Origin of the sequence: Streptomyces griseoflavus (assembly GCF_014649995.1) — a bacterium.
Taxonomy (GTDB): domain Bacteria; phylum Actinomycetota; class Actinomycetes; order Streptomycetales; family Streptomycetaceae; genus Streptomyces; species Streptomyces griseoflavus.
Map to the genome: position 1 here is coordinate 88,553 of NZ_BMUC01000020.1, position 3,112 is coordinate 91,664.

General features: G+C 69.7%; 2 protein-coding genes and 1 pseudogene. All 3 read right to left on the reverse strand.

The window, feature by feature from the left end:
- Positions 1 to 1,888 (reverse strand): tetratricopeptide repeat protein (locus IE172_RS30750; protein WP_190100601.1); only part of this gene is annotated, 1,888 nt, incomplete at its 3' end.
- A gap of 473 nt (positions 1,889 to 2,361) precedes the next feature.
- Positions 2,362 to 2,556 carry a hypothetical protein gene (locus tag IE172_RS30755; protein WP_190100602.1) on the reverse strand — a complete coding sequence of 65 codons (195 nt, stop codon included), beginning with the start codon at positions 2,554 to 2,556 and terminating at the stop codon, positions 2,362 to 2,364.
- 241 nt (positions 2,557 to 2,797) lie between these two features.
- Positions 2,798 to 3,016 (reverse strand): annotated as a pseudogene (locus IE172_RS30760) (hypothetical protein); the annotation flags it as partial.
- Positions 3,017 to 3,112: the final 96 nt, after the last annotated feature.

A 3,112-nucleotide genomic window follows, 5' to 3' on the forward strand; every position in this document is an offset into this window, starting at 1 on the left:
CGGCCAACGCGTTGGCGAGGTTGTTGCGGTTGGTGAGGGTCTCTGGGTGGTCGGGGTCGAGGATGCGTTCGCAGTCGATGAGGGTTTGGCGGAGCAGGTCGACGGCTTCCCGGTACCGGCCGAGATCGTTCAGTGAGGTTGCGAAGTAGAGACGGTTGGCAAGGGTGTCTGGGTGGTCGGGGCCGAGAGTGCGTTCTCGGTCGGTGAGGGTGCGTTGCTGTAGATCGGTGGCCTCTTGGTACAGGCCCAGTAGAGCCAAAGTGTTGGCGAAGCTGGTGCGGCTGGTGAGAGTGTCTGGGTGGTCGGGACCGAGGCGATGCTCGTCGGCGTCCAGGATGTGCTTGCCCACTAGGTGTTCTTCGGTGAAGGCGCCAGCTTCGCGCAGTACCTGCGCGAGTTCTTTGAGCGTGTTGCGGGTGGGAGTGAAGGTCTGGTCGGTGGCGCGGTTCAGGAGCGCTGGGAGATGGGGTGCGAGGAGGCGGGCGGTGGGCCAGCCGGCGCGTCCAACGTGGATGGTGTCGTTCACGGCCTGGATGAGGTGGGCGTCGAGGGCGGTGAGCCAGGGGGCAGGGTCGGTGCCGGTGGGTGTGATGGCCATGACCTCGCGGACCACCGGATGCAGGACCACCTGGCCACCGCTGACCGACGCGCCGTTCTCGGCTGATGCGCCCACCGCGGTGCGGGGGGTGTCCAGCAGGGCGTACTGGTGGAGCCCGGCTAGGGCGGCATCCAGTGCGGTGGCGGTGACGTCTTGTCCAGTGGCGTCGGCCAGGAGGGCGGGGGTGACCAGGGAGCGGGGGATGGGGGCGGCTTCCAGCAGGGCCAGCAGGTGCAGCAGGGGGCGGGCGAGGGTGTAGCCGTCACCGTGGAGCTGCTTCAGGGACAGGCCCCAGGTGTGCCGCACGACGGTGCGGGCGATGTCCGGATCGGCGGCCTGGGGGTGCTCGGCTCCCAGCAGATCACCGAACTCCCGGTCCAAGGCCTCGCGGTAGGCGGTGAAGCTGCGGTAGCGGCTTGTCGCGGTGGCAAGGTAGCGGCCGGCTGCCTCAAGAGCCAGCGGCAGGCTCCCCAGGCGTACCGCCAGTGCTTGGGCCTCCTCTTCACCGCCGGCCGCGGGCGCCGCATCAGTGAGGACGGCAGTCGCGGCCGTCTCTTCGAGTGGTCCCAGGTTCACCATCTGCGCCCGCCGGCCCCAGGTGCTCACAGCGGTGTCCCGACTGGTGACGATCAAAAGTCCGGCCCCGTCGGGACGCAGCCACCCCCGGTAGGACGCCACCGGATCTCTGCCCGGCCCGACCCGGGCAGGGGTATCGACGTTGTCCACGACGATCACCCACCCCGACACCGCCGCCAGCTGCTCCCACACCACATCGACTAGCACCGCCTGGCCCCGCCGCGCCGCCTCCAGCCGCTCCTCCGTAAGACCCAGGGCCTGTGCGACACGCGTCAGGTTCTCGGCCAGGCGGCTGGGATCGTCCTGCCAGCGGACCCAGAACACCCCCATTCTCGCCTGCTGCGCTTGGTGGGCCGCCTGGGCGGCGAGGGTGGTCTTGCCTAGGCCACCGGCCCCGCATACCACCGCCATCCCCCCACCGCGTCGCGCCAGACGTAGCAGGGCGAGTTCAACGTCCCGGCCCCGCACCTGTGCCGACGGCACCGGCGGCCGCAGAGAGGCGCTGACCGCGGCGGCTGGCACCCACTCCCGCGCCGCTACCCCGCCGGTCTCCGTGCTGTCGGGGGTGCGCAGGGCGTACAGGGAGATTGGCAGGGTGAGCAGCGCAATGCTGCCCCCGACGACACTGGCCGTCTGATCCGCCGCATCCAACCCGAAGCGGGCAACCGCCCAGACCACCGCCCCCAGGAAGACAGCCAACGCTGCAACCAGCACCCAACGGACCAGCGCGCCTGTCCACCTGCCCGGTCTCACCCTGTGCACCCGCGTCCCCCTTCACCATTGCTGTGAAGCGAGAATGACCCAGATCACCTCTGCCGGGGAACCGGATGGATCAGCCGGTACGCAGCTGTGACGACTTCGCACACGCCACGAGCAGCCGCTGCGCTCACCCGGCCGGTGAGGCGCCCGGAAGGTGGGGAGGGAAGGGGGCGGGGCCGGCGCCCAGAGTGCGGCGTCCGGTCGGACGCGGTGGCGTGGCTCGGCGGCGAGCTGGGCGCGCGGCGCCGACGGGCTGCCTTCCGCGCGGGACGGCTCGGTAGGGACGGGTCCGGTGCCCAGTGGGCGGCGGTCGGTCATCGTTCGATTCTCGCCGCGCTGCGGGTTCTACATCGCCCCGGCCCACGGCGTGCGCGTCGGTGGGGCCGCGCGCCCTCACGGACGCGGCAGCCCGTGGCGGCAGATGGGCGTCAACGGCGGGTGAGGGTGAGCCCTACGGCGGCGAGCAGGACCGCCGCGACGCCCGCCGCGACCGTGAGGGGCTGGGCAAGGGCTGGGTGCTGGTACGTCACGTACAACGCGATGCCGCTGATCGCGAGGATGGCCAGGACGGCCACCAGGCCCAGTAAGGCAAGCACGTTCGGGTCGCGGCTGGGGGAGGGCACCGGAATGTGTCCTTCACGATCAGGGCGCGCAGGCAGAACCGCACACCACGTCGGGACGTGCATGACGACCGTCAGCGTAACGCATCCGAAGACCCCCGCACCCACTCTGACCTGCGGTTATGCATTGCAGTGCCATGCGTAGCGCGGTACGGTGGATCGACAAAAAGGACTTCGCTGCCTAAGGGCTGTCCCGCAAAACTTTTGGCTCCGAGTACGGCAACCTGAAGGGCTGGCGAGGTGCTCAGCCGGTGGTTCGTGAGGTGTCCAGGGAACTGGCGAAGTCGGCGAGCGTGTGAAAGTCGTTCTCCCGTAGGCCGATCCGCGGGTTGACGGGGTGCAGGAGCCCGATCCCTTGGTGGTGAGCAGCCACGTACGTCTGATCCAGCTCACTCTGCTCGTCGTCCACCCAGGCGAAAGGACGGCCGCCTGCGTAGTCCACCAGCCGCCCGGTCTTCCAGTGAGCCTCCGCCAACCTGAATCCGCAGGTCAAAGGGCTGGTGTGACCAGTCCCCGGGGTACTCGCCCTGGTCGTGGGCGGGAGTCCGCGGAGAAGATC